22 protein-coding genes are annotated in these 22,241 nt (G+C 40.2%); 12 read left to right on the plus strand and 10 right to left on the minus strand.

Features of this window, described 5'->3' with window-relative positions; translation table 11 throughout:
- Positions 1–120 precede the first annotated feature (120 nt).
- The 6 genes from BV902_RS23130 to BV902_RS27185 all read left to right on the plus strand — a co-directional run bounded on the left by BV902_RS23130 (position 121) and on the right by BV902_RS27185 (position 7,748).
- Positions 121–1,254, plus strand: coding sequence for a BamA/TamA family outer membrane protein (locus tag BV902_RS23130; protein WP_237241798.1), 1,134 nt, complete (start codon positions 121–123; stop codon positions 1,252–1,254).
- Positions 1,255–1,539: 285 nt separating this feature from the next.
- Complete coding sequence (locus BV902_RS23135; protein ID WP_075993963.1) at positions 1,540–2,331, plus strand: hypothetical protein; 792 nt, start codon at positions 1,540–1,542, stop codon at positions 2,329–2,331.
- Between the two features lie 18 nt (positions 2,332–2,349).
- Positions 2,350–4,419, plus strand: coding sequence for a TonB-dependent receptor (locus tag BV902_RS23140; protein ID WP_075993964.1), 2,070 nt, complete (start codon positions 2,350–2,352; stop codon positions 4,417–4,419).
- Between the two features lie 9 nt (positions 4,420–4,428).
- Positions 4,429–6,834 (plus strand): DEAD/DEAH box helicase, encoded by a 2,406-nt coding sequence (locus BV902_RS23145; RefSeq protein ID WP_083663743.1) that lies wholly within the window; start codon positions 4,429–4,431, stop codon positions 6,832–6,834.
- Positions 6,725–6,994 carry an SNF2-related protein gene (locus BV902_RS28795; RefSeq protein WP_172840736.1) on the plus strand — a complete coding sequence of 90 codons (270 nt, stop codon included), beginning with the start codon at positions 6,725–6,727 and terminating at the stop codon, positions 6,992–6,994. Before BV902_RS23145 ends, BV902_RS28795 begins: the two co-directional genes overlap by 110 nt.
- Complete coding sequence (locus BV902_RS27185) at positions 6,906–7,748, plus strand: DEAD/DEAH box helicase (RefSeq protein WP_083663745.1); 843 nt, start codon at positions 6,906–6,908, stop codon at positions 7,746–7,748. The genes BV902_RS28795 and BV902_RS27185 overlap by 89 nt, the downstream gene beginning before the upstream one ends.
- Before the next feature lie 71 nt (positions 7,749–7,819).
- Here the strand turns inward: BV902_RS27185 and BV902_RS23150 are convergent, their stop codons facing one another.
- The 3 genes from BV902_RS23150 to BV902_RS23155 all read right to left on the minus strand — a co-directional run bounded on the left by BV902_RS23150 (position 7,820) and on the right by BV902_RS23155 (position 8,902).
- On the minus strand, positions 7,820–8,206 hold the full coding sequence (locus BV902_RS23150) for a hypothetical protein (RefSeq protein WP_237241801.1): 387 nt from the start codon (positions 8,204–8,206) through the stop codon (positions 7,820–7,822).
- On the minus strand, positions 8,181–8,306 hold the full coding sequence (locus tag BV902_RS28500) for a hypothetical protein (protein ID WP_257787008.1): 126 nt from the start codon (positions 8,304–8,306) through the stop codon (positions 8,181–8,183). Before BV902_RS28500 ends, BV902_RS23150 begins: the two co-directional genes overlap by 26 nt.
- Before the next feature lie 110 nt (positions 8,307–8,416).
- Complete coding sequence (locus BV902_RS23155; RefSeq protein ID WP_145328686.1) at positions 8,417–8,902, minus strand: hypothetical protein; 486 nt, start codon at positions 8,900–8,902, stop codon at positions 8,417–8,419.
- A 130-nt stretch (positions 8,903–9,032) separates the two neighbouring features.
- On the opposite strand from BV902_RS23155, the gene BV902_RS23160 reads away from it, so the two are divergent.
- The 4 genes from BV902_RS23160 (at position 9,033) to BV902_RS23175 (ending at position 12,138) form a co-directional block, all read left to right on the plus strand.
- Positions 9,033–9,470, plus strand: a complete 438-nt coding sequence (locus BV902_RS23160) for a MarR family winged helix-turn-helix transcriptional regulator (protein WP_075993966.1) — start codon at positions 9,033–9,035, stop codon at positions 9,468–9,470.
- Positions 9,471–9,528: 58 nt separating this feature from the next.
- Positions 9,529–10,590, plus strand: a complete 1,062-nt coding sequence (locus tag BV902_RS23165) for an HlyD family secretion protein (RefSeq protein ID WP_075993967.1) — start codon at positions 9,529–9,531, stop codon at positions 10,588–10,590.
- 2 nt (positions 10,591–10,592) lie between these two features.
- Positions 10,593–11,351: a hypothetical protein gene (locus BV902_RS23170; protein ID WP_075993968.1), complete on the plus strand. Its 759-nt coding sequence runs from the start codon at positions 10,593–10,595 to the stop codon at positions 11,349–11,351.
- Between the two features lie 127 nt (positions 11,352–11,478).
- Positions 11,479–12,138, plus strand: a complete 660-nt coding sequence (locus tag BV902_RS23175; protein WP_075993969.1) for a hypothetical protein — start codon at positions 11,479–11,481, stop codon at positions 12,136–12,138.
- Here the strand turns inward: BV902_RS23175 and BV902_RS23180 are convergent, their stop codons facing one another.
- The gene (locus BV902_RS23180) at positions 12,139–12,888 is read right to left on the minus strand and encodes a class I SAM-dependent methyltransferase (protein ID WP_075993970.1); all 750 of its coding nucleotides are present in this window, start codon (positions 12,886–12,888) and stop codon (positions 12,139–12,141) included. It abuts the gene before it with no gap.
- A 17-nt stretch (positions 12,889–12,905) separates the two neighbouring features.
- The gene (radC, locus tag BV902_RS23185) at positions 12,906–13,604 is read right to left on the minus strand and encodes a RadC family protein (RefSeq protein ID WP_075993971.1); all 699 of its coding nucleotides are present in this window, start codon (positions 13,602–13,604) and stop codon (positions 12,906–12,908) included.
- 164 nt (positions 13,605–13,768) lie between these two features.
- On the opposite strand from radC, the gene BV902_RS23190 reads away from it, so the two are divergent.
- Both BV902_RS23190 and BV902_RS23195 read left to right on the plus strand, forming a co-directional pair.
- A complete protein-coding gene (locus BV902_RS23190) occupies positions 13,769–14,227 on the plus strand; it encodes a peptidylprolyl isomerase (protein WP_046671802.1) in 459 nt (152 codons plus the stop codon).
- A 26-nt stretch (positions 14,228–14,253) separates the two neighbouring features.
- Positions 14,254–14,658, plus strand: coding sequence for a DUF5606 family protein (locus BV902_RS23195; RefSeq protein WP_075993972.1), 405 nt, complete (start codon positions 14,254–14,256; stop codon positions 14,656–14,658).
- Positions 14,659–14,725: 67 nt separating this feature from the next.
- Here the strand turns inward: BV902_RS23195 and BV902_RS23200 are convergent, their stop codons facing one another.
- The 5 genes from BV902_RS23200 to guaB all read right to left on the minus strand — a co-directional run bounded on the left by BV902_RS23200 (position 14,726) and on the right by guaB (position 22,105).
- The gene (locus tag BV902_RS23200) at positions 14,726–15,658 is read right to left on the minus strand and encodes a hypothetical protein (protein WP_075993973.1); all 933 of its coding nucleotides are present in this window, start codon (positions 15,656–15,658) and stop codon (positions 14,726–14,728) included.
- Positions 15,659–15,786: 128 nt separating this feature from the next.
- Positions 15,787–17,112 (minus strand): UDP-N-acetylglucosamine 1-carboxyvinyltransferase, encoded by a 1,326-nt coding sequence (gene murA / locus BV902_RS23205; RefSeq protein WP_075993974.1) that lies wholly within the window; start codon positions 17,110–17,112, stop codon positions 15,787–15,789.
- A 210-nt stretch (positions 17,113–17,322) separates the two neighbouring features.
- The gene (locus tag BV902_RS23210; protein ID WP_070565986.1) at positions 17,323–18,153 is read right to left on the minus strand and encodes a DUF4290 domain-containing protein; all 831 of its coding nucleotides are present in this window, start codon (positions 18,151–18,153) and stop codon (positions 17,323–17,325) included.
- A 53-nt stretch (positions 18,154–18,206) separates the two neighbouring features.
- Positions 18,207–20,486 carry an ATP-dependent helicase gene (locus BV902_RS23215; RefSeq protein WP_070565989.1) on the minus strand — a complete coding sequence of 760 codons (2,280 nt, stop codon included), beginning with the start codon at positions 20,484–20,486 and terminating at the stop codon, positions 18,207–18,209.
- Positions 20,487–20,629: 143 nt separating this feature from the next.
- Entirely contained in the window at positions 20,630–22,105 is a 1,476-nt protein-coding gene (gene guaB / locus BV902_RS23220; protein ID WP_075993975.1) for an IMP dehydrogenase, read from the minus strand.
- Positions 22,106–22,241 lie beyond the last annotated feature (136 nt).

A 22,241-nucleotide genomic window follows, 5' to 3' on the forward strand; every position in this document is an offset into this window, starting at 1 on the left:
AACTTCTTCAACACAATACCACATTTGCATTTGTTCAGAGATCAAAAAAAGACAGGCTCCGAGTACTTGAGAAAACATTTTATTTTTTTTGACGTTTAGTTTTAAGATAGACCCGAATGTATGCATCAACTTTTACGTTTTAACGATTTCTTCCGACATGCTTTTTTAGCAATACTTTTAATTTCAATCCCTACGCTGCTCGCTGCCCAAACCGATGCAAAAACAGACTCTCTTGCACAGTACAAACATCAGCGTGACTCGGCCTTGGCCAGTCAATACGATATATCGGATCTAATCGGAAGAATAATCCATCCCAAACGAAAAAAGGAACATGCGAGTAAACGCTCTCCCATCACCTTAATGCCCAACATTGCCTACAACCCAACCATTGGTGGTCAGATCGGAATCAAGGCTGTCGCGGGGAAAGTATTGGGTGACCCCAAAACAACGACCATGTCGATCGCAGCGACATCCGCCTCAATCACCACAAAAAACATCATGGTCTTCTATATTAGCCATAATATCTTTACCCCCAACAATAAACTAAATTTTCAGGGCGCTTTTGCACTTGTCAAAATGGTCGCTTTAGATGCGGGTTTGGGCATGACTCCCCATGGAAAATGGAACAATGCCGATGAAGAGATCCTTGCCAACCCCGACCATAAGAAATACGGAGCAAAATATAACGCGTTTACATTTAATGAAAAAGTCTATAAACGAATCGCCGACGGACTATTTGTTGGAGCCGGATTGGCGTTTGACTTACGACGAAAAATAACCAGCAGCGGCCCCAATGGCAACATTACTCCCAATACCATCTACACCGAAAAACATGGCTTCGAGCCCGACAGTTATAATTCCAATGGACTATTGCTCAATATGCAATACATGACAAGAGACAATCCCAATAGGCCTTACAAGGGTATCTATTCGGATATCGGTGTGCGATGGAACACAACGCTGTTGGGCAGTAGCAAAAGTGCTGTACAGCTTACCACCGACTTTCGAAAATACTTTAGTTTATCTCAGTCCGACCCGGCTCATGTACTTGCCTTCTGGTATTGGGGCTCCTATAAACTCGGTGGTACACTCCCCTATTTTGATCTCCCCGGAACGGGAAGAGACGTAGCCGTCAGAAGCGGCCGCGGTTACACCATTGGTTATTTCAAAGGAATTTCTTTCGGTTATGCCGAAACAGAATACCGCTTCCCAATTTTAAAGAATCGCTTTTTGAGCGGAGCTGCTTTTTTTTAACCTACAGACTGCCAGCGACGAACTGGGCACCAAACTTTTTGAAAGGTGGCAACCTGGGGGTGGTGCCGGATTACGGGTACTCTTTAACAAAGCAACACGCACAAATCTATGTCTGGACTATGCCTTTGGAAAATATGGTTCCCGTGGTTTCTTTTTGGGGCTGAATGAAGCTTTCTAATTCCAGATTGCGACAGCTTTGTTTGCCATAAAATAACTAAATTAGCCGATGTTGTTGCTCTTTCTATTCACGAAGAGTGACTGAATTGGCATTGACGATATTTCATCATGAATTTAAAAACCTTTTTTCTATACATTGTATTATTATCAGCTCTTGTTTCCTGTCATCAGACAAAGACGTCAAAAACAACGAAAAATGACGAACAAAAGAAAGAACAGGTAGTCCCTCCTGCATCACCACCACTCCCATCGGATACTTCGAGCTACGATAGCCCGCGTTTTGCAGACAGAATAAAGGAACAAGCGCAGCAGTTAATGAAAATGAACGACGCCGGCCTCTTCGATAAACTGCACCAGAAGTTAACGACAACACTAAGTGCAGACCAGAAAGATTATTTTCTTGGGCATCCTAACTTGGCTGTTTTAGCGATCGCGAAAGGGAATATCTTCGAAAATGGCCCCGGTGACCTTGGGTATACGGTATACAACAAAGGTAATCATCGCATCGAGATCACCTTATTCGATCATAAAAGCAATACATACAACACACTGTATAAAGAGTTAAAAGTTGTCAATACCCTTCAAAATTTGGATTGTTCATCCAGCTTTGGATCGCTCGATTATCTCGTTGCTTCCGAACTGATTGATCAAGAGGATTATATTCGATTAAACAATTCAAATTACCTGATTGACGACAATTCCTTTGATGTGACCGATATTTCGACGAACAAAAACTTTGATTTGCAGCAGGGATGTCTGAACAAAAAATTCTCAAAAGAAGCCATGGCCAACAGTCTTTGTGTACCGACCAGCTCCGTATATGCGAATTTTCAATACCTAAAATACAATAAGAAAAAGCAGATTTTTGAAATTTATTTCAGTCAGGAATTTGCAGACTAAGCCGACCAAACCTTAACGATGAAAAGATATTACCTACTTGCTACCCTTGGTTTATGTAGCAAATTATATGCGCAGGAAGTGGATACTACGACTAATCTGCTAGAACAAGTCGAAGTTAAAGCCTACTTCAATAAACAACCGCTATTGCGATTGACATCTTCTGCGGCTGTGTTAAGCAGCCAAATGATCCAATCCCAGCAGTCGCCCTCCTTTGTTTCAGCAATGAACAGGGTGCCGGGTTTACGCATGGAAGAACGTTCCCCTGGGAGTTACCGGCTAGCACTCCGTGGGAGTATGGTCCGTTCACCTTTTGGTGTTCGCAATGTCAAAATATATCTGGACGACTTTCCTTTTACTGACGCAGGCGGGAACACCTACATTAACTTGATAGATCCCTCCGCAATAGGGCAGATAAATGTATTGAAAGGTCCAGATGGATCGATATATGGGGCCAATTCAGGCGGTGTACTCTCCTTTTATAGTAAAGGATTCGATCGATCTGACAAACCTGAAGTCAACCTCCAATTAACGGGGGGCTCCTACGGTCTTTTCCAGGAACAGCTCAATGCAATATTACCCATCAACCAGACTCAGCAACTTGCTATCAATCAAAGTTGGACAAGAAGTGACGGTTATCGCCAGAATTCAGCCTTAAACAAAAAGAATATCCAACTCAATTACAATTGGCAATATGCAAAAACATCCGAATTAAAATTCACCGGTTTCTATTCGGATATCGGTTACCAAACTCCGGGAGGGCTCACCGCAGCACAAATGGAGAGCGACCGCAGGCAGGCTCGGCCTAAGGGCGGACCAAATCCTGGTGCTGCTGAACAAAAAGCAGCAATCTACGATAAAACATTCTTTGGTGGACTGAGCAACCAGACGCATCTCAGTTCTAAGATGACCTTATTCGCCAGTGTATTTGGCTCATCCAATCAGATCAAAAATCCCTTCATCACCAATTACGAGAAAAGAGATGAAAAGAATTTAGGAACGCGCCTGTATTTATCTTATGTGGATTTGTTGAGCCAAGATTTAAAATATGAAGTCCAACTGGGCTTGGAAGCGCAAAAGGGTTGGTATGCTATTGACAATTATGACAACGCCCAAGGTGTCGCTACCGATCCTCAGGCCAAGGACAAATTGGAAAACAGTCAGCAATCATTTTTTGCACGCACCCAACTGGAATGGCTAGAGCGTCTCCAGGTAGAGCTGTCGCTCGGATTAAATGAGAATAAAATTGGCTACCAGCAACGTTATCCTGTTGCACAAGAAAACAAAGAAAATATTGATTTCGGGAGTACATGGATGCCACGAGCAGCACTATCCTATTTGATCACACCAATGCTTGCACTTAGAGCATCGATTTCTAAAGGTTTCTCTGCACCAACTGTTGCTGAAGTCCGTTCGTCAGACAATACAATTAATACGATGCTGAAACCAGAAACAGGTACAAACCATGAATTTGGGCTTCGTTGGCATTTGTGGAATCGCCGGATTATTTTAGATGCAGCGGCCTACACTTATCAAATGAACAATGCCATCATCCGACAGGTACGGGATAATGGTGCTGAATATTTTCAAAATGCGGGTAAAATAAACCAAAAGGGATTGGAAGCATCGCTATTCATGTATTTGATCAGGCCTCAAACAACCGGTACGGTCCGTAGCCTACAGCTGACCAGTAATTTTTCCCTCAATGACTACAGTTTCAAAACCTATCAGGTAGGCGACAAAAACTATAAGAACAATAAACTTCCTGCGGTTCCTAAAACGGTATGGGTAAATTCGTTGAATATACTTTTCCCGGATGAATTCCAGTTGGATCTTCTTTCCAATTTAACAGCAGCAATACCACTGGATGACGCAAACACTGTTTATGCCAAACGGTATCATCTTTTACAAGGCAAATTATCCTGGAGCAAATCTGTCTGTTCACAGCATAAAATTAGATTTTTTGTTGGGGCCGACAATCTACTCAATGAAAAATATAGTCTTGGAAACGATATCAATGCTTTTGGAGGACGGTATTTTAATCCTGCCCCTTTACGTAATTATTATGGCGGAATGAGTTTTAATTTTTAACCAAGCATTATGGACTTCCATCAATATACATTGACCGATATCGATTTCACCAAGGTGAGCCGTTATTCTTATTTTCCTTGGATGGACCTGACATTGGCCCATTTTCAGGTCAATGCGATGGAAATGGAGGTGAATCAGGCAAATTTTCAGGTACTGGAGAATTATACCGATTTTGAAGTGATGATCCTCCATACGTTGCCCACAACAGCCGTCTTTTGCAATTGTCCACAAACAGGATTCTGCCGTCATCAAAAGGCGGCTTTAAGTAAACTATTTACACAGGAGAATTGGCTGGCATTTTTTGATCACAACCGCTATCAGCATCTCCTCAAGAAGGTTGCGGCACAATATGGACTGGAAAAGGAACCGTCTTTAGAAAACTATTTTGCTGCCCAGATCAAAGCAGGGAAGCTGGAGTTTCTGTTAAAAGACAAACAGCTGACCTCCATTGATGACTTTGATCTAGTAGAGGAATCTCTTGTCCCAAAAAAGGTCAAGACGACGGCCGAACAGCAGCATCATTTTGTGGTGTTAACGCGCAACCGGTACTACAAAAATCTACAAATACTCCTGTGTCAAGCTCCAATGACGAAATCCGGCCTACCTAAAAATCCGATTTCCGCCAGTGAGAGTCAGTCCCGTATCTGGCAAAGCAGCTCGATTGAGGAAATGCAATTTTACACCGCTGTTTACCAATTTTCTCAAGCTATGCAACAGGATATCGAAATCAGCTCCAGTCTGAAGGCGGTTGCAAAAAATCCGTTACACCTCGATTTTTATCTGCATGACTATGAGAAATCCGACAATATAACAGCCTCCACCTTATCGCCGGTTCAATTTAACCTAAACAAAGGTGAAATTAAGCTCTTCATTACAAAAAAAGGTGCGTTTTATACCATTCAAGGAGAAATTCATATTCATACGATAGCCCACAATTTACAGGATTTAGTCGTTCTTTTGGACCATTTCATTCTCATCAAAAATCAGCTTTTTCTGATTGAAAATAGGTTTCACCTCAAGTTGATCCGTTTGTTTGGCAACAAAGGTGAGCAATTGTTGATCCATCAGCGTAAGTTCGAAGAATTCAACAGGTTGTTTTTGGAACAGATAGCACATTCCGTGGAGTTAAATTTTAAAGATATTCCCAAAGCAAGCAAGCCACAGTTGAAGGAAAATCTGTATTATCAGGACATGCAGCCACTTTTGTTTCTGGAAGAATCGGAAGATTTTGTCAACCTTATTCCTGTCATGCGTTATGGTGAGGTCGAAATTCCTATTTTAAGTAAGCGGAATATATTTGGTACAGACAGCAAGGGTACACAATTTTTGGTCGATCGGAAACGTGAAGCTGAAACAAAAGTTATTTCCCTGTTACTGAAGCAGCATCCCTATTTTCAGGAGCAAATGGATGAAGGAAGCTTTCAGCATTTTTATTTGCATCGCAAATACTTTCTGGACAGTAACTGGTTTCTGGATGCTTTTGAGGAGTGGCAACATCAGGGTATACAGATCATCGGATTTAATACATTACGTGGAAATAAATTAAGCCGTTTTAAGGGAAAAATACATGTGGAGGTCCTCAGTGGACAAAATTGGTTCAACGCCAATATACAGGTCAAATTTGGCCCCAAAAGTGTCTCCCTAAAAAAACTTGAAAAGGCAGTACGGAACCGCTCGCAATTCATCACCTTGGATGACGGCACCCAGGGCATTTTACCGCAACAGTGGCTCGATAAATTTGAAGCCTATTTTAATGCAGCAGAATCGATAGCTGATGATTTCATTGAAATTCCAAAATACAAATTCAATGAAATCGATCAACTATTTGATCAGGCGGAGCTAGACCCTATCGTGTTGGCGGAGCTCAGCACGTTGAGAAAGCAGCTCGCTAATTTTTCTTCGCTATCCGAGGTCCAGATACCACCAACTTTTGTCGGAAACTTACGCCCTTATCAGCAACAAGGGCTACAATGGCTGCATTTCTTGGATGGGCTTAATTTTGGTGGCTGTCTTGCCGATGACATGGGACTTGGCAAAACGATCCAAATATTAGCCTTTCTGGCTACTCAAAAAGCAAAGGGACAATCTGCACCAACATTACTTGTACTTCCCACGACCTTAATTTTTAATTGGCGGCATGAAATCCAGCAATTCCTTCCATCTTTCCAAACGTTGGTTTTAGATGGTCCAAATAGAATAGAAAAAGGGATGCAGTTTGAACAATATGACCTTGTTTTAGTTTCTTATCACAACCTGCTGACGGATATTAATACGCTAAAAAAAAATAACCTTCAATTATGTCATATTGGACGAATCGCAGCAAATCAAAAACCCGGATTCCCAGCGATACAAAACGGTAAATTTATTAAAATCAAGAAATCGCATTATTTTAACAGGAACTCCTATCGAGAATAATACGATGGATCTTTATGCCCAGCTTTCCTTTATTGTGCCGGGTCTACTAGGAAGCAAAAAATATTTCAAAGATGTCTATACGACTCCTATTGATGCTTTCCATGACCGCAAGAGAAAAAAAAATGCTGAAAGAGAAAATAAAGCCTTTCATTCTCCGTAGAACAAAACAGGATGTATTACGTGATCTTCCTACAAAAAATGAACTGGTCCTTTACTGTGAGATGAAAACTGCCCAACGGCGAATTTATGATCTTTATGAAAAAGAGTTTCGAGATTTTATCTCTGCCAAAGATGGCGATGAAATCAAGAAAAGCCCCATGCATGTCCTAAAAGGTCTAACAAAATTGCGACAGATATGTAATTCAAGCAAACTGCTCCAAAATGAGGATCTGACTAGCGCTGCGGACTCTGCCAAAATTGAAATGCTTATCGAGCAAATTCAGCATAAAAAAGACCAGCACAAAATGATCGTGTTTTCACAGTTTGTCAGTATGCTCAATCTGATTAAAGAGGCTTTGGATAAACAGGGTATTCGCGCGTTAATGCTCACAGGCCAATCCAAAAATCGAGGTAAATTGGTTAGTGATTTTCAATCCGACAAGGATATCCCCGTTTTTCTGGTTAGTCTAAAAGCCGGTGGTACCGGACTTAATCTTACCGCGGCCGATGTCGTGTACCTGGTAGACCCCTGGTGGAATCCTGCTGTTGAACAACAGGCGATCGATAGGATCTATCGCATGGGGCAACAAAAGACGGTCACCGCAGTCCGATTAATCAGCCCTAACACGGTCGAAGATAAAATTCAGACCTTACAGCAACATAAAAAGGAGATTAGCAACAGTATTCTGGATGACGGCGGAAGTTTAGATGTCTTTTATCTCGACAAAAGCTATTTAATGAATTTGCTACGCTAAACTATTGAAATCAAAAAAGGGGACATCGATCGATGTCCCCTTTTTTGATATAATTCGTTTTCAGCTGCTCTTTACTTTTTGTCAGAAATGTACGTTTTGTTACCATTTCCGTTGATATAATATTTGCCACCTTTTGGACCGAGATAAACTGTATGTCCATTATATTTTTCACTTGTTGCTTTATCAGCTGTAGCTACGGCATCCTTTTTAACAGCAGCGGCTTGTTTTTCAGCTTTAGCACTTTCTTTTTTTACGGCTTTTTCCTTCGCTTCCATTGGTGCTGCTGGCGCTGTTTTTGTATCAGCCATCTTTTTCGTCTGCACTGACTTTTCCTTGACTGCAGCTTCCTTCTTCGCAGTAGCTTTCACCGGCGCTGCCTTCGTTTTCGTTTCGGCCTCGTTGGCTTTAGTCTTTACTTCTTTTGCTTTTTGTTCAGACTTTTTGGCTTCTTTTTCCATTTTTTTTAGGAGCCGTTTGTGCATAGGATTGTCCCAATCCCACTGCAGCGATCAAAGCTAATGCAGCTGTGATTTTTTTGAAACGATTTATTGCTCTCATAACTCAATTGTTATTTAAATAATTGTAAATAAAAGTACAATACAAATGCCGTATTTCGATTTAATTACCTGAAAAAATAATTTTAACAAATTTTTAACCTAGCCAAGGAATTATTCGACAACTTGTTTTCTAAATTTCGAATCAATTACATATTTTACCCCCTTCGCATCTATAAATACAGGCTTTCCATGGTAGTGCTCATTACTGCGTCGATCAATGGCAACACGATACCGGGTGGCGGAGCTAGTGGAGCTGTAGGTTATATTGCCAACCGATTCTCCAGGGCTCACGATTACTTCCGAACCTTCATATACGCGCTCACTCACCCTGCCGTTAAAACGCTGTTTTCCCGTTGACGTTTTTATTTTCTCCTGCTGCTCGGGCTCTTTATCGATCGGCGCAACGTCCAAGGTCATCACATCGACCTGTGGGCTTAAAGGGAAGAATGGATCTACCCACCGATATACAAAATGATAATCGGTTTCTAAGTTATTAAAAGCATGCATTTGCTGTGCCCTTACAACACTTATCCCACCTCCTAAAATCAGCAATGGCAGTAGGCAACGTCTAAAGAAGATTAATTCAACTCTTAACATATCTTTTTTTCCTTTCGTTTAAGTGCTTCCAAATAAAATGCCATCTCTCTCTAAAGCACTCATCTTTAACACATTTTTAACTAAAATAAATTAGTTTGATATTTAACTGTTTTATGTTTAACTTTGTGCTATGAAAAACGAATCCATGAATCCAGTAAAACCCTTAGTGGATAGTATCATTGCTTTGCGAACGAGCTTAAAACAATACTATATCCAGAAAATAAAGGAACAGCAATTGGATATCACCTATGAAATGTTACAAGTATTGGCAGCACTGTGGAAGAAGGAGCAAATGAATCAGCAAGATATAGCCACAGCAATACAGAAGAACAAAGCAAGTGTCACTCCGCTGATCGATAATCTTTGTAAACGGGATCTGGTTAGACGCGTAAGCGATCCCAATGACAGACGAAATAATTTAATCGAATTAACGGTAAAGGGAGACGAATATAGGACATTATTAGATCCTGTCCAGCAAGACCTCTACCGTGTGATCCTGCAGGAGATATCAGAAAAAAAAAGTATTGGAAATTACAGAAACTCTCGAAAAATTGACCGCAATTATTGATAAGCAATAGTATCGGGAGCCTTGATTTTCAGAAAAAAAGAAGATAAGTAATTGAGTCATGAGCAATTCAACATTAAGTGAGAAAGAAATAAAACGAAGGCGGAAGATATGGATCATCAACATCCTATCTGCAGTCGTCATTGTGGTTACAATTATCTGGGGTATCTTAGTCTTTTTCCACATCAACGAATCTGTTTATACAGATGATGCCCAGGTAGATGCCCATATTACCCCTATAAATTCGCGTATCAGCGGTTATATCAAAACAATTCGATTTGATGAGCATCAAAAAGTTCACAAAGGCGATACACTCGTCATTATTGATGATGCTGAGTACAGAATTTTATTACAAAATGCACAAGCCACTCTTGCCGATGCCAAAGCAAGTAAAACAATATCGCAATCTGGAATTGCCATTGCCGGCAACAGTACTGCGATAGCAAATGCCAATATCGATGAGATGAGAGCCCGGCTAGATAATATGGAATTGAATTATAGGCGTTACGAGAGTCTCGTGAAAGATGAAGCAGTAACGCAATATCAATTCGATCAGGTAAAAGCAGATTATGAGGCCATGTTAGCCAAATATAAGGCACTTTTGGCGCAAGAGCGTGTATCGAAACTTAACACACATGAGTCTGAACAGAAGCTGTCAATCAATGATGCCTCATTACTAAAGGCCGAATCTGCGATTGATCTAGCCAAGTTAAACCTTTCGTATACGGTTATCACTGCACCGTACGACGGTGTATTGGGACGGCGGACGATTGAAGAGGGTCAATTGGTGCAAAACGGTACGCCATTGGTCAATATTGTACGTGATGAGCAGAAATGGATTACCGCAAATTATACCGAAAGTCAACTAAAAAATATTGCTCTCGGGGCAAAAGTCAACATTGAAATTGATGCATTGGCCGGGAAGACATTTGAAGGTGAAGTAGCCGCCATATCCGAAGCAACAGGATCTAAGTATTCTGCTGTTCCGGTTGACAATTCTACGGGGAACTTCGTTAAGGTACAACAGCGCATTCCGGTTAGAATTAATTTTACAGCATCCAATACCCCAAAAGATCTCGCCATGCTTCGCGTAGGTATGAATGCTATCATACGTATTAAATAATCATGAAAGATCGTATATTCAGAGATTGGTTGAGTTCAGGTTGGGAATTGTTCTTTCTGTTTCTACTCAATATTTTATTTTCGTTCAATAATGGAATCCCAACTTCCATTAACACGTATGTCATGAATGGATACGCCGGTATCACCGCAGATTTGAGTATGGCTACATATTGTTATTATGCGGGAATGGTATGTGCCATACCACTGGTATTTAGGTTGTTGAAATTATTTTCCAAAAAGACGATATTAATTGTATCTATCTTCATTATCCTCGCTTCCAATGCGGTTTTGGAACATGCCAATAATGGTGTCAACATCTGTATGGCCACATTTTTTATTGGGAGTGCCAAGATTATTGTCACTATGGCTATCATTGGGGAAATGATCCCTTTTCTCATGCCACGTGGAGAACGATATCAATTATATGCAGTCTACTACCCCATGACAATGATCATTCCTGCCTTGGCAAGTTATGTATCTGTTCTATTTGCAACGCGTTTCTATTGGGAAACTGTCTTTTTATTTCAAAATATACTACTTGCAGTAGCGTTGTTAATCTGCATCATCTTTATGAAATCGTCAGATTTTAAAAAGGTACCTCTTTATCAATATGACTGGTTTGGAAGTATTTTACTTTGTATTTCATTATTGAATTTTGCCTATTTCAGCACATATGGTCTGACACAAAATTGGTTTCATTCCAGGTTTATTTTGGTCACCGGAATCGCATCGCTCTGTTTTTTTTATACTTTTTATAAATAGAAGTGTACTAATCCGAAAATCACTCTTAAATTTTGAAGCCTTTTCAACACGGATTCTGCCTATCTCCATTGGAACAATTTTTATTTTCGGCATTTTTTATAGCTCGACCTCGCTGTACTCCTCCCTTTTGGGAATTACGCTTGGTACAAACCCCTTGGAAGTCGCCGAAATAAATACCTATGTAATTCCTGGTTATATGATCGGCGCAGTAATCGCTTATATTTATTTCAAAATAACAAAAAAATGCAAGTTCATTTTGGCATTCTCAGCAGCGTGTTATGCCCTATCTTGCTTTTTCTTTGCAAGGATTATTGACCAACATACAAACTCGGCTTTGTTCTATCTCCCTTTGACATTAAGAGGAATGGGCGTGATCACTTCCTACATTGGAATAGGCGTATATATGGCCGGCAATATTCCCAGTAAATATTACCTCTCTGGCTTAGTATTTTTGATTCTTACACGTTCATTTTTGGTGCCTGTAGTCTGGTCAAACATCATTACTAATTGGTATTACCACCTACAGATCCTCAATGCCAATAATCTTGCTGGTATAATCGATCGAACAAATAGCTTGGTGCTACAAAGAGGAAATATAATGAAATCGGTCCAAGTCCAAGCCTCGCTACTATCCATACGCGACGCCTACTCCGGGCTATTTATTATCGGGGTAATCCTAACGTTATTCATCTTAATCTTCCCTTTTCATTCTTCGCCTATACGAAGAGTTTTCGACTGGAAGAGAAAAAATGCAACGAAAGAAGCTTTGCAAATTCCCATTTCTTAGTTAACTGATATAAATTTCAGTAATATACTTGAATACGATACGCTCAGCGATTGCGTACTTATCGAAAAGTGTACGGAGATCGTCATAGAGCGTTTTGTTTTCAGCCTGCTCTTTTGGAAAATAGGATGATGAACGTACTCTTCCCAAAAACGACCGAAGGTCCAATATCTGTTGATTTGGTAAGGTTACCTTGGTCATTGAACGTGATCCAAAAAATTGTTTGAGATCATCATCACTGATATTTTTGTGACTGACAGATTGATAACTTGGTATATGACTGAGCAGAAAATCTTCGTACTCCTGTTGAAAAGCATCGCCGGGATCACGCTGGTTCCAGACCAGTACAATACGTCCATTTTCTGTGAGAATGCGAGCGAACTCCCTCTTACATGCTTCCCGGTCAAACCAATGAAACGATTGCCCTGCAAAAATGAGATCTACGCATCCAGACTCAATAGATGTATCTTCGGCAGTCGCATTCAGCGCGATTAAATTCCGATAGGTTTTAAAATGATGCAGTAAAGATTCACGCATTTCCCGATTGGGTTCAACAGCAAAAACGTCATTCCCATTTTCGAGAAAAAGTTGCGTAGATAGCCCTGTACCACTACCGATATCGGCAACCAACCATTTTTTATCCAGCCCTATTTGTTCTTTAAGCACCTGAATAATCTCTTTTGGGTAACATGGTCTAAATTTCTCGTAATCGACAACCCTGTCCGTGAATCTATCAATACTGTTTTTGTTCATAATAAGAATTGCTGTAACTAGTCGATTATACCTTCATCTTTAAAACTATAATATCCGTTATCGGTAAAGATTAAATGATCGGCAACTCTAATATCCATAATTTTAGAGGCTTCAACAATTTTTTGCGTCAGAATTTTGTCAGCATTGCTTGGATACAAGGTGCCCGAGGGATGGTTATGAACTAATATAATTGCATGTGCTTTAAGGCTAAGTGCAGATCGTAATATAATCCTGACATCAACTGGCGTAAAATCATTACCGCCGCGTCCGATCAGTTGTTTGTCTAATATTTTATACCCCGTATTGAGATACAGAGTCCAAAACTCTTCATGGGGCAGATCCTGAAGTATGGGTTTCATAAAGTTGTAAACGAAGCGGCTGCTATTTACGAGCTTACGCTGTTCTACGGGCAGGTCGTTTTTCCGGCGTGCGAGCTCCAATGCGGCAAGAATAGCGATAGCTTTTGCCTCGCCTATCCCTTTATACATGCTCAGTTCTGAAACCTCCATCATCGAAAGCGTCTGCAGGTTGTTATTGACATCGGCCAATATGCGCCGGCATAATTCAACAGCACTTTCATTTTTGGAACCAGACCCGATTAAAATAGCCAGTAATTCGGCGTCGGTAAGCGCCCTACGGCCCTGGCTCAATAGTTTCTCTCTCGGACGATCGGCCTCTGCCCACTCCCGAATGACTAGTTTGTACGGATTTGACATCTACAGTTAATTATAATTGGCTAGCGTACATAAATATACAAAAATACTGTTACTTAATATCCTGAGAAATACACAATCTATCAATTAAAAAAAATTGGCAATCGGGATTTACTTCACATTTCACTCTGAAACGTTATCTTTGTATTTCATAAAAATTTTTGAATATGAGTAAAGCGATTATTAAAACAGAAAAAGGCGACATGACTGTGGAGTTCTACACAGCTGATGCTCCAAATACAGTAGCCAATTTTATCAAACTTGCTAAATCAGGATATTATGATGGATTGGCATTTCACCGTGTAATCCCTGATTTCGTTATCCAAGGTGGATGTCCAAATTCACGTGAAGGAGCTGCAGGAATCCCTGGAACGGGTGGCCCTGGTTATAAAATTGACTGTGAATTAACAGGCGAAAACCAATACCACGATAGAGGTGTATTGTCTATGGCTCATGCAGGCCGTAATACTGGTGGTTCTCAATTTTTCATCTGTCATAGCCGTAACAACACTGCTCACTTAGATCGTAACCATACTTGTTTTGGAAAAGTTATCGAGAACGTAGACATTGTTGACGATATCAGACAAGGTGACCGTATTTTATCAATTGAAGTTATCGAAGATTAATTCTTGGAGATTTAAATAGTATTAAAATGAATTTAAGAGCATTAGTATCCGTAACTGGTAAACCAGGATTGTTCAAATTGGTTGGACAAAATAAAGGTGGTTTTATTTTAGAAACCCTTGATCAGGCAAAAATTAAAACGGTAGTAAGTTTATCTTCTACAAAAATGGCGACTTTGGAAGATATCACCATCTATGGTGAAGAAGAAGAAATTCGTCTATTGAATATTTTTGAAACAATCAAAGAGAAAGGCATCGCTCTGCCAGATACAAAATCTGATGGCGCAACATTAAGAGATTTCTTCCGTGAAGTAGCTCCTGGCCATGATGAATCACGTGTTTATTCTTCGGATATTAAAAAGGTTATCACATGGTATAACATTATCAAGGAATTCCCTTTATTTGAAGAAGAAGCACCTGCTCCTTTAATGTAAACTTTTACATATATCCCAAATAAAAAAGGAGTTGATCATGTGATCAACTCCTTTTTTATGGTGTTTTCTAATGAAACACGACATCAAGTACATTTTTTTCGATGCTGTTTTGATCTTTGGCCGCGTCAAGTTTAGCATGGGCTTTTGTAACCTCAAATTCTTTGGGTTCAAATTGCTTTTCGACGACAGCTGTGGTTGTAAAGCGCAATAGGGAATTTTCATCTTCATTGAGATAGGCATCAATTTCAAGAATCCCTTCGTTTTCATCAAACACATAGGGGTGCAGCAGATTGATTCCCTTCGGGATCCGTGGGCTCTTCCAAACGACAAATTTAGGGAGCGTTTTATCCATTGCATCAATTTTATTGTAAATGGCCTGCTGACAGGTAATTCCGGCAATTACTTTTGTTTTTCCGGTCTTATCGATCATATACTCTTTGGGATTTATTCGTATCTGCACTTTCGCCAATCCATTAAGTTTCCCTTCTGGATAGTTCAGTCCTACATTGATAGTCTCGTTGCCACTATTTGCTAAAAAAGCCTCGCCTGAACCTTTGCTATAATTCACATAATTTTCCAGGCGGTACGTCAGGCCCGCAGCATCAGATTTCGCTTGTTGTTGATCAAATTTAATTTCCATCTTACGTAAAGGGGCAAGCATCAGCTCCATACGCTGCAGGGGATTTTCAATATCAAAGCTATCTTTCTTCATTTGTTCCGCCTGGGGTAGCGTGGATATTGCCTTCCACAATGCAGCAGGTGAACTATCTTTGGTCAGATTCATCAACCTGATTAGTTCAGCAAAAGGCATATTGGGAAAAGTAACTTTTTGTACGATTACCGCAGCATTGATCCGTTTAGAAGAGCGGATATCCGTTGTTGTATTTGATTCTTCATGTAGTTTAACCTCTTTGGGTGTAGAGGATTGACAATTGTGAAAAAGAAGTACTATGCCTAATAATGGGAAAATTAAGGCGTACTTTTTTAGATATTTTTTCATATCTATAGTTGTTTAAATGTAGTATAGACAAATTTACCTTATTTGATGCAGATATCACAAAAAAAGCCCCAGAATTTATATCCGGAGCTTCTTTTATCTTACGCTAGCACATAGGCTATTCGCATTAATTAATGACCTTTTGGTTCGGCATCGATACGTTTAATATCTGCTCCTAATTTACGCAAGCGTTCTTCGATATCTTGATAGCCACGTTCAATCTGTTCGATATTGTGGATCACAGATTTTCCTTTGGCAGATAGCGCTGCAATCAATAAAGACACCCCGGCACGAATATCTGGCGAAGTCATCTCAATACCTCTCAGGTGGTGTGATTTATTCAGTCCAATAACGGTTGCGCGGTGCGGATCGCACAAGATAATCTGCGCCCCCATATCGATCAATTTGTCCACGAAGAACAAACGGCTCTCGAACATTTTTTGGTGGATCAATACGTTTCCTTTTGCCTGAGTCGCCACAACAAGTACTATACTTAATAGATCGGGCGTAAAACCTGGCCAAGGTGCATCTGAAATCGTCAGGATAGATCCATCGATAAATGTATCGATTTCATACGATTCTTGCGCCGGAATAAAAATATCATCACCACGTAATTCAAACTCGATGCCTAAGCGCGAAAATACAGATGGAATAACGCCAAGTTCTTCGAAACAGACATCTTTAATGGTGATTTCTGAACCTGTCATTGCTGCAAGTCCGATGAAAGAACCTATTTCAATCATATCAGGCAACATGCGGTGTGAAGTTCCCCCCAGACGCTCTACTCCTTCGATGGTCAACAAATTAGATCCAATACCGGATATTTTAGCCCCCATGCGATTCAACATCTTACATAGTTGTTGTAAATACGGCTCACAAGCAGCGTTGTATATCGTTGTTGTCCCTTTTGCCAATACAGCAGCCATCACGATATTCGCCGTACCCGTTACAGAAGCTTCGTCCAAAAGGATATAACTTCCTTTTAACTCCGTTGCATCAACGTTAAAAAAATGGGTAGTCGCATCGTACACAAACTTAGCACCCAATTTTTCAAAACCCAAAAAGTGTGTATCTAATCGTCTACGGCCGATTTTATCACCCCCCGGTTTCGGAATAGCGGCTTTTCCGAATCGAGCCAACAAAGGACCGACAATCATGATAGAGCCACGCAATCCACCACCTTTTTCTTTAAATTCAGGTGACTGGAAATAGTCTATATTTATATCTTTAGCTTCAAAAACGTATGTGTCCTTATCTATGCGATCAATTTTAACACCTAAAGCAGCCAATAGATCGATCAACTTATTGACATCCTTAATATCTGGGATATTACTGATGGTCATAGGTTCTTCTGTCAGTAAAACTGCAGAAAGAATCTGTAAGGCCTCATTTTTTGCTCCTTGAGGAATAATCTCTCCCTTTAACGGTTTTCCACCGATTATTTCAAATGCGTTCATTTATATATAAGTGATATCTTCTTAGTATCTTATCCCGGTTCTTGTATTAGCCTTGGGATATTTAGCCTTCCGCCTAACATACCGGGATCGGAGACCAAAGAACCTTGTTTTTTTATAAAACAGCGCGATTCTTAAAAAAAGAAGGCAATTGTAAAGAAATCTGTTAATCACTTCGCAATTGCCTGCTTCTTTAAACAAAATCTTTAAGAACTAGCCTCGTTTATTATTATAATTACCCTGCGGCTTTCTGTTTCTGTTATTGTTGTTATTGTTGTCCCTACCGTAGCTGTTGTTATTATTATCCCTACTGTAGCTGTTGTTATTGCTTCCGTAGTTATTGCGCTTCGTATTATTGTTGTTGTTACTTGTCATACGAGGCTTGCCTCCACCTTTCGACTGGTGACCGGAATTATTATTATTGTTATTGTTATTATTTCCGCCTGAGTTACTGTTAGCCGGACCTTTAACGCGATTTCCCGGAGGCGGAGTTTTAAAGTCAAGTTTGGTCAATACAGTACCTTCTGGTAAGGTCAATTGATAACCTGACAACTCTTTGAGATCCTGGATGATCAACTCGTCCGAAACAGAATCCTTATTCCAGGTCAGGTAAGCCATTTTCATAAAATTGGCGATACCGATAACCATCTGCTCTCTTTTAGCCTCGTCATTAGCCAATAAAGCCTTTTCAATCATTTTCTCTACGGTAAAACCATAGTGCTTGAATCTAATGGAATGCTGCGGATAGCCCAAATGCTCAACTTCGTGTTTCACACTTTTCGCTGTAGCAATTGGATAAGGTGAGTCAATATCCAATTTAAAATCAGAGATAATCTGTAGGTGATCCCACAGTTTATGTTTAAAATCAGACACGTCTCTCAAATGTGGGTTCAATACCCCCATCATATCGATTACAATCTGCGCATGTTTATTTCTTTCTTCCTTTGTGGGTAAAGTACAGATGTAATCTACCATATTTTGCACATTGCGACCATATTCTGCAAGGATCAATTTTGGTCTAGTGCTGTTGTAGTCAAAGTTCATATAGCTAATATAAGTACCTAATTAAACGATCAAGATGCCGTTTTGGTATTTTATTATTGAATTATTCTAAGTTTTGCAAATTTAAGCAACAATTGTTTCTGTCCCAACTCTTTAAAGAAAATAGTTGCTTTTATATCTCCTTTGTTTCCTTCGAGATTAACAACTTTACCAAATCCAAAACGTTCATGTTCAACTTCCATGCCGACTTGAAGATTTGATGTATCTGAAGGAGCAAAACCCGCAGTAGGTTTGTGGGCTTTCGGTAGTATTGATGTCGTTTTAACCATCGGCTTAGGCTTAGGTTTAGAAAACGTATCATCACTATCCTTTTGTTGCCATGCAATTCGTTCGCCTTGAAAACTTCCGGCTGAGGCAGAAGTTTGTCGTGGTTTAAAATCCAATGCAAGACATGCCGGATTCAATTCATCCAAGAAGCGACTGGGTTCGCAGTTATTCAGCGTTCCCCAACGATATCGCGAAGTAGCATACGAAAGTAGTAATTTTTTTTCAGCTCTCGTAACAGCGACATAAAAAAGTCTTCGTTCCTCTTCCAATTCCGACCTGGAATTCAACGACAACTGGGAAGGAAATAGGTTTTCTTCTAAGCCTACAATGAAAACAATCGGAAATTCCAATCCTTTGGAAGAGTGGATGGTCATCAATGATACAGTATCAGCATTTGGATCTTTATCATTATCGTCGTTTGTCAACAGGGCGATATCCTGCATATAGACATCAAGTCCACGCTCTTCGATATCTTCCCGTTCCGAAAATTCCTTGATACCATTGAGGAGTTCCTGGATATTTTCGTAACGCGCCAGCCCCTCTACCGATTTGTCTTCATACAATTCTTTCAGAATACCACAGTGCTGCGCAATATGCATTGCCGTATCAAATGCGTTATTGTTTTTGGCAAGAGCCTGAAAACTCTGTATCATCTGTGCAAAACCACCGACAGAAGTTGCACTGCGTCCGTCTAGAAACTGGGCTGCATTTGCAACAACATCCCATATACGGTATTGATTCTGATCTGCAGCGATCATGATCTTCTCTATCGTCGTATCCCCTATCCCTCTACGTGGATAATTGATAACACGCTTTAGTGCTTCCTCATCATTTGGGTTGAAGGTGAGTCTGAAATACGCGATCAGATCTTTAATTTCTTTCCGTTGATAGAAAGAAGTACCACCGTATATTTTATAGGGGATATTAATTTTGCGCAAGGCCTCCTCCATTGCCCTGGATTGGGCGTTGGTACGATACAGAATAGCAAAATCTTTATAATTAAGTCCTTTTAACGATTTCTCTTCGATAATCTGGTCAGCAACGATCTTACCTTCCTCATTGTCAGAGAAAGCACGTGAAACCTTGATCTTTTCGCCCTCTTCATTATCCGAGAAAACATTTTTTTCCAATTGATTCTGATTATTCGCAATCACCGAATTGGCCGCATTTACGATCATCTTAGTCGATCGATAATTCTGCTCCAGTTTAAAGATCTTCACATCAGGATAATCCTTTTGGAAATTCAGGATATTCTGAATATTTGCACCACGAAATGCATAGATCGATTGTGCATCATCCCCAACCACGCAGATATTTTCGTTGACTGCTGCCAGGCGTTTGACAATAAGGTATTGGGAGAAGTTGGTATCCTGGTACTCATCGACCATCAGATAGCGAAATTGATGCTGATATTTATGCAATACCTCTGGATGCTTGTTTAACAAGACATTTGTTTTAAACAAGAGGTCATCAAAATCCATTGCTCCAGCACGGTAACAGCGTTGTGCATAGGTCATATAAATCTGCCCCAATTGACCACGACCATTGGAAATATCTTCGGCCAGTATGGCTTCATTCTTATTATATTCCTGCGGTGAGATCAAGTTGTTTTTTGCCTGTGAGATACGTCCATACACATGATTGACATTATACAGCTTATCATCGAGATTCATTTCCTTTAAAATGGCACGCAACAAACTTTTGGTATCGTCCGTATCGTAGATGGTAAAGTTTCTGGGATAACCGATCAATTCTGCTTCGACACGGAGTATCTTTGCGAATACCGAGTGGAATGTTCCCATCCAAATATTTTTCGCTTCGCTTCCAACAACAGAAACGATACGTGCGCGCATCTCTTTGGCAGCCTTGTTGGTAAATGTTAATACCAAGATATTGAATGGATCAACACCTTTTCGAATCAAGTGTGCTACACGATAGGTAATTACCCGTGTTTTTCCTGAACCAGCTCCTGCAACAATCATCACAGGACCTTCTGTTTGCTCTACGGCTCCTCGTTGTGAAGGGTTTAAACCCGCTAAATAATCCAAATTAACTCCTTAAATTTTAAAACCTGAGAATAGGGTATAAAAGTACAAATTTCCTATTGATCACTGGGGCTATCTTGCTAATATTTTTACACAAAAAAAACCGATAATCAAGATTATCGGTTTTTATATCATCCAAGCAACATCTAGCCTCTGCTGTTATAATTTGGTGCTTCCTTCGTAATGGAAATATTATGTGGATGGGACTCTCTCAACCCTGCTCCTGTAATGCGGACAAATTGTGCTTCCTGTAATTTTTCAATTGTTGCAGCACCACAGTATCCCATAGAAGCGCGTAATCCGCCAATATATTGATAAACGACCTCAGCTAATGTACCTTTGTAAGGAACACGCCCAACAATACCTTCAGGAACCAATTTTTTGATATCATCTTCTACGTCTTGGAAATAACGATCTTTAGATCCTTTTTCCATGGCTTCGATTGAGCCCATACCGCGGTAAGATTTAAACTTACGTCCCTCATAGATAATTGTTTCACCTGGAGCTTCTTCCACACCGGCGAATAAAGAGCCAGCCATAATTGTGCTTGCTCCGGCTGCAATTGCTTTTGCAATATCACCAGTTTGTTTGATACCACCATCTGCGATCAAAGGCACGCCAGTTCCTTTAAGTGCTTTGGCAACTTCATATACAGCATAAAGCTGAGGAACACCAACACCAGCAATAATACGGGTTGTACAAATTGAGCCCGGTCCGATACCTACTTTTACGGCATCTGCACCTGCTTCAGCCAAAGCTGTTGCTGCTGCACCGGTCGCAATATTTCCAACGATTACCTGTAGCTCAGGAAACTGCGATTTCACCAATTTCAATTTATCGATTACACCTTTAGAATGCCCGTGTGCCGTATCGATTGTAACCACATCCACACCTGCTTTCACCAAAGCCTCAACGCGATCAAGGGTATCTGGTGTAACACCTACTGCCGCACCAACCAATAAACGGCCATGGCTATCTTTGGCAGCATTGGGATAATGTTTATATTTTTGGATATCTTTAAAGGTAATCAAGCCTTTCAAAATACCTTCTTCATTAACTACAGGAAGTTTTTCGATTTTTTCGTTCTGAAGAATTTCTTCCGCTTTCACCAAATCCGTTCCTTCGGGAGCAACAACAAGATTTTCCTTGGTCATCAATTCGTTGATTGGACGGCTCATATCTTTTTGGAAACGAAGATCACGATTCGTTACAATACCAACCAATTGACCTTTTTCGTTCACAACAGGAATTCCACCGATTTTGTGCTCCTTCATAATATTGAAGGCATCACCCACAGTTGCTGTTGCCAATAACGTTACTGGATCCTGAATCATACCGCTCTCCGAACGTTTTACTTTGCGTACTTCAGCAGCTTGTTCTGCGATCGTCATGTTCTTATGCAACATACCAATACCGCCAGCTTGAGCAATCGCAATCGCCAAATCAGCACCGGTTACCGTATCCATTGCTGCAGAAACCAATGGAATATTTAATTTGATTTTTTTTGTTAGCGAAGTGCTCGTATCAACGTCACGGGGTAAAATTTCAGAATAAGCTGGAATTAATAAGACGTCGTCGTAAGTGAGACCTTCTGCTACGAATTTTTGTGGATCTAATTGCATGGCAAATATGTATTGGGTTTTCTATTTGCCAGGCAAATTTAAGAAAAATAAGCAATAATAAAAAATAAAAGATACAAATTACAATCGGAAGACAAATTAGAAACGTTATGAATTAAGCATTCATCTAGGGTACGTC

Origin of the sequence: Sphingobacterium sp. B29 (genome assembly GCF_001952815.1) — a bacterium.
Taxonomy (GTDB): domain Bacteria; phylum Bacteroidota; class Bacteroidia; order Sphingobacteriales; family Sphingobacteriaceae; genus Sphingobacterium; species Sphingobacterium siyangense.

Bases quoted from the DNA above. Each gene is read 5' to 3' on its own strand.
- BV902_RS23130 (WP_237241798.1), top strand. From the start codon at position 121: ATGCATCAACTTTTACGTTTTAACGATTTCTTCCGACATGCTTTTTTA.
- BV902_RS23135 (WP_075993963.1), top strand. From the start codon at position 1,540: ATGAATTTAAAAACCTTTTTTCTATACATTGTATTATTATCAGCTCTT.
- BV902_RS23140 (WP_075993964.1), top strand. From the start codon at position 2,350: ATGAAAAGATATTACCTACTTGCTACCCTTGGTTTATGTAGCAAATTA.
- BV902_RS23145 (WP_083663743.1), top strand. From the start codon at position 4,429: ATGGACTTCCATCAATATACATTGACCGATATCGATTTCACCAAGGTG.
- BV902_RS27185 (WP_083663745.1), top strand. From the start codon at position 6,906: ATGTCTATACGACTCCTATTGATGCTTTCCATGACCGCAAGAGAAAAA.
- BV902_RS23150 (WP_237241801.1), bottom strand. From the start codon at position 8,206: ATGGAAAAAGAAGCCAAAAAGTCTGAACAAAAAGCAAAAGAAGTAAAG.
- BV902_RS28500 (WP_257787008.1), bottom strand. From the start codon at position 8,306: ATGAGAGCAATAAATCGTTTCAAAAAAATCACAGCTGCATTAGCTTTG.
- BV902_RS23155 (WP_145328686.1), bottom strand. From the start codon at position 8,902: ATGTTAAGAGTTGAATTAATCTTCTTTAGACGTTGCCTACTGCCATTG.
- BV902_RS23160 (WP_075993966.1), top strand. From the start codon at position 9,033: ATGAAAAACGAATCCATGAATCCAGTAAAACCCTTAGTGGATAGTATC.
- BV902_RS23165 (WP_075993967.1), top strand. From the start codon at position 9,529: ATGAGCAATTCAACATTAAGTGAGAAAGAAATAAAACGAAGGCGGAAG.
- BV902_RS23170 (WP_075993968.1), top strand. From the start codon at position 10,593: ATGAAAGATCGTATATTCAGAGATTGGTTGAGTTCAGGTTGGGAATTG.
- BV902_RS23180 (WP_075993970.1), bottom strand. From the start codon at position 12,888: ATGAACAAAAACAGTATTGATAGATTCACGGACAGGGTTGTCGATTAC.
- radC (WP_075993971.1), bottom strand. From the start codon at position 13,604: ATGTCAAATCCGTACAAACTAGTCATTCGGGAGTGGGCAGAGGCCGAT.
- BV902_RS23190 (WP_046671802.1), top strand. From the start codon at position 13,769: ATGAGTAAAGCGATTATTAAAACAGAAAAAGGCGACATGACTGTGGAG.
- BV902_RS23195 (WP_075993972.1), top strand. From the start codon at position 14,254: ATGAATTTAAGAGCATTAGTATCCGTAACTGGTAAACCAGGATTGTTC.
- BV902_RS23200 (WP_075993973.1), bottom strand. From the start codon at position 15,658: ATGAAAAAATATCTAAAAAAGTACGCCTTAATTTTCCCATTATTAGGC.
- murA (WP_075993974.1), bottom strand. From the start codon at position 17,112: ATGAACGCATTTGAAATAATCGGTGGAAAACCGTTAAAGGGAGAGATT.
- BV902_RS23210 (WP_070565986.1), bottom strand. From the start codon at position 18,153: ATGAACTTTGACTACAACAGCACTAGACCAAAATTGATCCTTGCAGAA.
- guaB (WP_075993975.1), bottom strand. From the start codon at position 22,105: ATGCAATTAGATCCACAAAAATTCGTAGCAGAAGGTCTCACTTACGAC.